Annotated in this window: 9 protein-coding genes; 1 reads left to right on the top strand and 8 read right to left on the bottom strand. The window is 63.8% G+C overall.

Features of this window, described 5'->3' with window-relative positions; all coding sequences use genetic code 11:
- Positions 1-94 precede the first annotated feature (94 nt).
- Positions 95-1,120, top strand: coding sequence for a lipopolysaccharide heptosyltransferase II (gene waaF, locus AB4Z11_RS16935; RefSeq protein ID WP_442026408.1), 1,026 nt, complete (start codon positions 95-97; stop codon positions 1,118-1,120).
- Between the two features lie 21 nt (positions 1,121-1,141).
- On the opposite strand, the gene rng is transcribed toward waaF, so the two are convergent.
- The 8 genes from rng to AB4Z11_RS16895 all read right to left on the bottom strand — a co-directional run.
- Positions 1,142-2,605 (bottom strand): ribonuclease G, encoded by a 1,464-nt coding sequence (rng, locus tag AB4Z11_RS16930; RefSeq protein ID WP_442026407.1) that lies wholly within the window; start codon positions 2,603-2,605, stop codon positions 1,142-1,144.
- A 9-nt stretch (positions 2,606-2,614) separates the two neighbouring features.
- Positions 2,615-3,235, bottom strand: a complete 621-nt coding sequence (locus AB4Z11_RS16925) for a Maf family protein (protein WP_442026406.1) — start codon at positions 3,233-3,235, stop codon at positions 2,615-2,617.
- A gap of 17 nt (positions 3,236-3,252) precedes the next feature.
- A complete protein-coding gene (gene rlmH, locus AB4Z11_RS16920; RefSeq protein ID WP_442026405.1) occupies positions 3,253-3,723 on the bottom strand; it encodes a 23S rRNA (pseudouridine(1915)-N(3))-methyltransferase RlmH in 471 nt (156 codons plus the stop codon).
- On the bottom strand, positions 3,724-4,428 hold the full coding sequence (rsfS, locus tag AB4Z11_RS16915; RefSeq protein ID WP_442026404.1) for a ribosome silencing factor: 705 nt from the start codon (positions 4,426-4,428) through the stop codon (positions 3,724-3,726).
- Complete coding sequence (gene nadD, locus AB4Z11_RS16910) at positions 4,429-5,076, bottom strand: nicotinate-nucleotide adenylyltransferase (protein ID WP_442026403.1); 648 nt, start codon at positions 5,074-5,076, stop codon at positions 4,429-4,431.
- Complete coding sequence (gene hemF, locus AB4Z11_RS16905) at positions 5,073-5,984, bottom strand: oxygen-dependent coproporphyrinogen oxidase (RefSeq protein WP_442026402.1); 912 nt, start codon at positions 5,982-5,984, stop codon at positions 5,073-5,075. Before hemF ends, nadD begins: the two co-directional genes overlap by 4 nt.
- Before the next feature lie 130 nt (positions 5,985-6,114).
- Positions 6,115-7,383: a phosphoribosylamine--glycine ligase gene (purD, locus tag AB4Z11_RS16900; RefSeq protein ID WP_442026401.1), complete on the bottom strand. Its 1,269-nt coding sequence runs from the start codon at positions 7,381-7,383 to the stop codon at positions 6,115-6,117.
- Positions 7,384-7,389: 6 nt separating this feature from the next.
- The coding region (locus tag AB4Z11_RS16895) for a YebC/PmpR family DNA-binding transcriptional regulator (RefSeq protein WP_442026409.1) at positions 7,390-7,521 on the bottom strand (132 nt) is incomplete at its 5' end.

Below are 7,521 nucleotides of genomic sequence, written 5' to 3'. Positions count from 1 at the left end.
CATATGACGCGTGCAGAAAAGCCCCATTATAGCAGCGCTGGCGCGGCGTCCGGCACGTATATAATGCGGCCACCAGCCCGCCCTGAGGAACAACGTGTCACCGGATAATCGCATTCTTGTCATCTCTCCCAACTGGATCGGCGACGCCGTGATGGCGCAGCCCTTGCTGCAGCTGCTGCGCGCGCAGTACCCGGATGCGCCGATCGACGTGCTGGCGCCGCCGGCCGTGTCGCCGGTCTGGCGCCAGATGGTGGAAGTGGACGAAGTGCTGGAAACGCCGTTCCGCCACGGTCCCCTGCAGTTGAAGGAGCGCTGGAAGTATTCGCGCGTGCTGGCAAAGCGCGGCTATTTTGCTGCGTATGTGCTGCCAAATACCCTGAAATATGCGCTGATTCCGCTGCTGGCCGGGATTCCGCGCCGCGTGGGCTACAAGGGCGAGAGCCGTTATGGCCTGATCAATGTGATGCACCACGATTCGACTCCGCCGCGGCCGATGGTGCCGTTCTACGCCGCGCTGGCGTCGGCGCCTGCCGCGCCGCTGCGTTCCGATGTGCCCAAACCGAAGCTTGTTGTACGCGACGAGCAGATTGCCGCGGCTTGCGCCAAGGCCGGACTGGATGTCGCGCGTCCGCTGGTCGTATTCGCCCCTGGCGCCGAATTCGGCTCCGCCAAACGCTGGCCTGCCGAACACTTCGGCGACCTGGCGCGCGAGATCGAGGCGCATGTGCCGGGCGCCCAGATCGCTTTGCTGGGCGGGCCGAAGGATGCTGCCGTGTGCGAGGCCGTTTGCGCAGCGGCGCCCGCCTGCGTCAACCTGGCGGGCAAAACCTCTCTGGGCGAGGCGGTGGCCCTGATTGGCCGCGCGGATGCCGTAGTCAGCAACGATTCCGGCCTGCTGCACGTGGCATCGGCGCTGAATCGTCCGGTGATCGCGATCTACGGTCCGACCGATCCGGATCACGCGCCGCCGTTTTCCGACATCGCCGCCTCGATCTCTCTGCGCCTGGATTGTTCTCCATGCCGCCAGCGCGAATGCCCGCTCGGCCACCACAACTGCATGCGCGGCATCAGCGGCGGGCAAGTGTGGCAAACCCTCCAGCCGATGCTGGCACGCGCATGACAGACCTGACCCCGGATTTTGCTACATCAGGATAACGTCGTACTGTTCCTGGTGATAGGTGTTTTCGACCTGTAGCGAGATCTTCTTGCCGATAAAGTCGCCGAGCATCGCCAGATGCTGGGATTCTTCTTCGAGGAACATGTCCACCACCTCCTGCGAGGCGAGGATGCGGAATTCGCGCGGGTTGAACTGCTTGGCTTCGCGCAGCAGTTCGCGCAGGATTTCGTAGCAGATGGTGCGCGACGTTTTGACCTGGCCTTTGCCGCCGCAAGCGGGGCAGGGCTCGCACAGGATGTGGGCCAGCGATTCGCGGGTACGTTTGCGCGTCATCTCCACCAGGCCCAGCGCCGAGAAGCCGGATACCGACACCTTGGTGCGGTCGCGCGACAATGCCTTCTTCAGTTCCGCCAGCACGGCATTGCGGTGTTCCGTGTTCTCCATGTCGATGAAGTCCAGGATGATGATGCCGCCCAGATTACGCAGGCGCAGCTGGCGCGCGATGGCGTGGGCCGCTTCCAGATTGGTCTTGAAGATGGTGTCCGCGAAATTGCGGCCGCCGACGAAGCCGCCGGTGTTGACGTCGATGGTCGTCATGGCCTCGGTCTGGTCCACGATCAGGTAGCCGCCGGATTTCAGATCCACGCGGCGGCCCAGCGCGCGCTGGATTTCTTCTTCCACGCCGTACAGGTCAAACAGCGGCCGCTCGCCCGTGTAGTGCGCCAGCCGTGGCAGCACGGACGGCGTGTAGATGCGGCCAAACTCCGTCAGCGACAGGAAGTTTTCGCGGGAATCGACCTGGATAGTTGCCGTCTCGTCGTGCACGAAGTCGCGCAGTACGCGCTGGGCCAGGCTCAAGTCCTGATGCAGCAGCGAGGTCGGTGGACGGGTGCGTGCGCCGTGGCAGATGGCGCCCCAGGTCTTGCGCAGGTATTCGATATCGGCCTGCAGGTCGGAGTCGGAGGCATCCTCGGCCTGGGTGCGCACGATGTAGCCGCCTTTTTCCTCCGGCGGCAGCAGGCTTTGCATCCTTGTGCGCAGGGCTTCGCGGTCAGTCTCTTTTTCGATCTTCTGCGAGATGCCGATGTGGGCATCCTGCGGCAGATAGACCAGCATGCGGCCGGCGATGGAAATCTGGGTCGACAGGCGCGCGCCCTTGGTGCCGATCGGRTCCTTGATGACCTGCACGGTCAGCACCTGGCCGTCGAACAGCAGCTTCTCGATCGGCGTCGGCGTGGCGTTCTGGCCGTCGTGGGGACGGGCTTCCCAGATGTCGGCCACGTGCAGGAAGGCTGCACGTTCCAGGCCGATGTCGATGAAGGCCGACTGCATGCCGGGCAGCACACGTACCACTTTGCCGGAATAGACATTGCCCGCCAGGCCGCGCGTCAGCGTGCGCTCGATGTGCAGTTCCTGCACGGCGCCTTGTACCACCAGGGCGACGCGGGTTTCCTGCGGGGTGATGTTGATGAGGATATCTTCGTTCATTAGGGCAGCTTATGGCAGCTTGAGGCCGGCCTGGCGCAGCAGCTGCGCCGTTTCAAACAGTGGCAGGCCCATGATGCCCGAGTGGCTGCCGTCAATGTGCTCGACGAACAGCGCGGCCAGGCCCTGGATGCCGTAGCCGCCGGCTTTGTCGTATGGTTCGGTGGTGGCGCAATAGGCCTTGATCTCGGCGTCGGTCAGCTTGCCGAAGCGGACATCGGAGACTTGCGTGATATGGCCGGAAAAGTCGGCGGAGTGCACGGCCACGGAGGTCAGGACCTGGTGGGTGCGGCCCGACAGCTTGCGCAGCATGGCCGACGCTTCGTTGATGTTGGCCRGTTTTCCGAGGATTTCGCCGTCGATGGTGACGGTGGTATCGGCCGCCAGCACGGGGCGCAGAATCAGGCGGCGCTTCTGGATCATGTCCCAGGCGAAGTCCGCTTTTTCCTGTGCTACGCGGCCGACATAGGCCATCGGCTCCTCGCCGGCGTTGACGTCTTCGGTGACATCCGCGCCGCGCGGGCCGTCGCTGCGCAGCATCAGCAGTTCGAAGTCGACGCCGATTTGCCGCAGCAGCTCACGCCGCCGCGGGCTCTTTGAAGCGAGGTAAATCTTCTTTTCGACCAGTTTCATTGTCCCCACCCTGTGTTTTATACACGATGATAAGGGTGGTTCTGTGTAATTGTCCACGCCCGATATAACTGTTCGGCCAGCATCACGCGCACCATGCCATGCGGGAGGGTCAGGCTGGACAGCCGGAGCATGCCTTCCGCCCTGGCTTTCAGGCCGGGATCGAGCCCGTCGGCGCCGCCGATCAGGAAGGCCGTATCGCGGCCATCCTGCTGCCAGGCTTCCAGTTGCTGGGATAAACCGACGCTGGTGAGGTCCTTGCCCCGCTCATCGAGAGCAATGATGCGCACCGATTTGGGCAGAACCGCTTCGATGCGCTCCCGTTCCAGCGCCATGGCGGTGGCAGCGGTCTTGCTGCCGGAGCGCTCGACCGGCTTCACTTCCTTGAGAACGATGCGCAGCTCGGGCGGCATGCGCTTGACGTATTCCGCGAAGCCGTTTTCGATCCAGGCCGGCATTTTGTGGCCGACCGCAACGATGAGCAGCTGCACTTACTCGGCCGCAGCCTTCTTCAGGCGCTTGATGACGGTCTTGACCGGGGTGGCGGCGGCGTCGGCGGCTTTCTTGGCCTTGGCGGCTTTGGCGGATGCCTCGGCGGTCTTGGTGGCGGCAACCTTCACCTTCTTGCCTTCCGGCGCTTCGATCTTCGGTGCGGCCTTCTTGGCAGCAGCTTTCTTGGCGACGGCGCCCGCAGCGGCGGCAGCCTTCACGGTGCCTGGCTTGCGTGCGGCAGGTTTTTTCTCGACCACAGCTTCGGCTTCCTTGGCCTTCTTGGTCGCAGCCAGGTGGCCGGACTTCTTCGGCTTGGCTTCTGCGTCGGCGGCGGCCTTGCCTTCGGCGGTGGACTTGCGCTTGGCGGCGCCCAGCTTGACCGGCTTCTCGCCCCAGATCTCTTCCAGGCGGTAGTAAGCGCGGATCGGCGCCTGCATGATGTGGACGATCATATCGCCCAGGTCGACCAGCACCCATTCGCCGGTGTCTTCGCCTTCGATGCCGACCACGTCGCCGCCTGCTGCCTTGACCTTGTCGCGCACGGATGCGGCCAGTGCCTTGGTCTGGCGGTTGGAAGTACCGGAAGCGATGCAGATGCGGTCGAACAGGCTGGTGAGCCCAGTGGTGTCGAACAGGACGATTTCCTGGCCCTTAACATCTTCCAGGGCGTCCACGACGAGGGTTTGCAGTTTTTTGATATCCATTTAATTCTTATACAGATTATGTTGTTCAATATAGTCTAGCACTACGCCGGGGATAAGCGAGCCAGCGCTCTGGCCCCGTTGTAATGCAGCACGAATGCCTGTGGCCGATACATCGACGTCCAGATCGGCGGCGATGCAGGTCAGGCCGGACGGCTGCGCATGCAGCTCGGCYGGGCCGGCGAGGCGGCGCGTAAACTCCTGCGCCACCGCGTCCGGCAGTTGCGACGCTTCCAGTTCGAAGCCGGGCCTGGCCGCCACACAGAAGTGGGCCAGGTCGAACAGGGAACGCCAGTTATGCCAGGTGTCCAGCCGCTGCAGCTGGTCCGCGCCCATCAGGAAGGCCAGCGATACATCCGGGCCTACCTCGGCGCGGATCGCGCGCAGCGTTTCGATCGTAAAGGTGCGCGTGCCGCGCTCCAGTTCCTGGCGGTCGACCGTGACCGGGCAGGGCAGGCCCGCGAAGGCCAGCTTCAGCATGTCCACGCGCTGTTCGGGCGTGGCCACCAGGGATGTCTTTTGCCACGGCAGGGCCGGGATCACACGCAGCTCGTCCGCCTGCAGCAGTGCTGCGAAATGAGCGCCAAGCGCGACGTGGCCGTTGTGTACAGGATCGAAACTGCCTCCCAGCAGTGCGATACAGCGGGTCACGTGGCCAGCCAGTCGCGGTGCGGAAGGAAGTCGGTGTACAGCGCCGCTTCCGGGCTGCCCGGTGCCGGATGCCAGTCGTAGCGCCATTTCACGATCGGCGGCATCGACATCAGGATCGCCTCCGTGCGGCCGCCGGACTGCAGGCCGAACAGAGTGCCGCGGTCGAACACGAGATTGAACTCGACGTAGCGTCCGCGGCGATAAGCCTGGAAATCGCGCTCGCGCTCACCGTATGGGGTGTCCTTGCGGCCTTCCAGGATGGGCAGGTAGGCGCTCAGGAAGGAGTCGCCCACGCTGCGGGTCATTGCATAGCTTTGCTCGAAACCGAGCGCATTGAAGTCATCGAAGAAGATGCCGCCAACGCCGCGCGCTTCCTTGCGGTGCTTCAGGTAGAAGTAGTCGTCGCACCAGGACTTGAACTTCGCATGCAGCTCGGAGCCAAACGGCGCCAGCGCGTCGTGGCAGGTCTGGTGGAAGTGCTGCGCGTCTGCTTTGTTGCCGTAGTACGGCGTCAGGTCCATACCGCCGCCGAACCACCACACCGACGTGCCGTCGGCTGTGCTGGTGCTGAAGAAGCGCACGTTCATATGCACGGTCGGCGCATACGGATTGCGCGGGTGGATCACGAGGGACACGCCCATCGCTTCCCACGCCTGTCCGCCCAGCTCCGGACGGTGCGCCGATGCCGATGGCGGCAGCTTGGCGCCCATCACGTGGCTGAAGTTGCAGCCGCCGCGCTCGATCACATTGCCTTCTTCGATCAGGCGCGAGATGCCGCCACCGCCTTCAGGACGCTCCCAGCCGTCGCGCAGGAAAGGCTTGCCGTCCACGCCTTCCAGCGCGGTGACGATGCGGTCCTGCAGGCTTAGCAGCCAGGCTTTGACGTCTTGTGGATCAGGTGCGGACATATTGTGCCGTTATATTCGTTAAAACCAACTGCATAAAGCTGGTGGCTGCCACGCCGTGGCAGCCACCTTGTCAGGAGCCAGCGGCGTCAACTGGTGGCTGCCACATCGTGGCAGCCACCAGTTGACGGTTTCAGTGCTTCAGGCCGCGCCAGCCGATGTCGCGGCGGAACTGCATGCCGTCGAAGGCGATCTTGTCGACAGCTTCGTAAGCCTGCTTCTGCGCCATCTTCACGCTGTCGCCCAGACCGACCACGCACAGCACGCGGCCACCGGAGGTGAGCAGCTTGCCGTCGACGTCGGTGGTGCCGGCGTGGAAGGTGACGGATTCCGGCGTTTCAGCCGGGATGCCGTGGATGGCGTCGCCCTTGCGCGGGCTGTCCGGATATCCGGCAGCGGCCATCACCACGCCAACGGCGGTGCGGCGGTCCCATTCCAGTTCCACCTGGTCCAGCGTGCCGTTGACGGCATGTTCCATCACGCCCAGCAGATCGGTCTTCAGGCGCGCCATGATCGGCTGGGTTTCCGGGTCGCCCATGCGGCAGTTGAATTCCAGCGTCTTCGGATTGCCGGCGGCGTCGATCATCAGGCCCGCGTACAGGAAGCCGGTGAACTGGATGCCGTCCTTCGCCATGCCCTGAATCGTAGGCATGATGATCTCGCGCATCACGCGCGCATGCATGGCCGGGGTCACGATCGGCGCAGGGGAGTAAGCGCCCATGCCGCCCGTGTTCGGGCCCTGGTCATTGTCCTGCAGGCGCTTGTGGTCCTGGCTGGTGGCCAGCGGCAGCACGTTCTTGCCGTCGCACATGACGATGAAGGAAGCTTCTTCGCCGGACAGGAATTCTTCGATCACGATGCGCGCGCCGGCGTCGCCAAAGGCGTTATCGGACAGCATGTGGTCCACGGCGGCATGCGCTTCTTCCAGCGTCATGGCCACCACTACGCCTTTGCCCGCAGCCAGGCCATCGGCCTTGATCACGATCGGCGCGCCTTTCGCGTCCACCAAGGCGTGGGCGGCCTTGGCATCGGCGAAGGTCTCGTAGTCGGCGGTCGGAATGCCGTGGCGCTTCATGAAGGCCTTGGCGAAATCCTTGGAGGACTCCAGCTGCGCCGCTTCCCTGGTCGGGCCAAAGACTTTCAGGCCGCGCGCGCGGAACAGGTTGACGATGCCCGCTGCCAGCGGCACCTCAGGGCCGACTACCGTCAGGCCGATGTGGTTCTGCTCAACGAAATCCGCCAGTGCGTTCAGGTCCGTGATGGCCACGTTCTGCAGGCGCGCATCGCGCGCGGTGCCGCCGTTGCCAGGTGCTACATACACCATCTGCACGCGTTCGGATTGCGCCAGTTTCCATGCTAAAGCGTGTTCACGGCCGCCCGAGCCGACTACCAGGATCTTCATTGGGGATTATTCCTCGATGACTGCGTTGGTATAGACTTCCTGGACATCATCCAGGTTTTCCAGCGCGTCCAGAATTTTCTGCATTTTGGCCGCATCTTCGCCGGTGAAGACGGTTTCGGTGGCCGGCTTCATGATGAC

The sequence above is a fragment of the Pseudoduganella sp. RAF53_2 genome, from assembly GCF_052113985.1.
Taxonomy (GTDB): Bacteria; Pseudomonadota; Gammaproteobacteria; order Burkholderiales; family Burkholderiaceae_D; genus Rugamonas.
The sequence above is the reverse complement of the archived record's forward strand: the minus strand, read 5'-3'. Positions and strand labels throughout refer to the sequence as shown.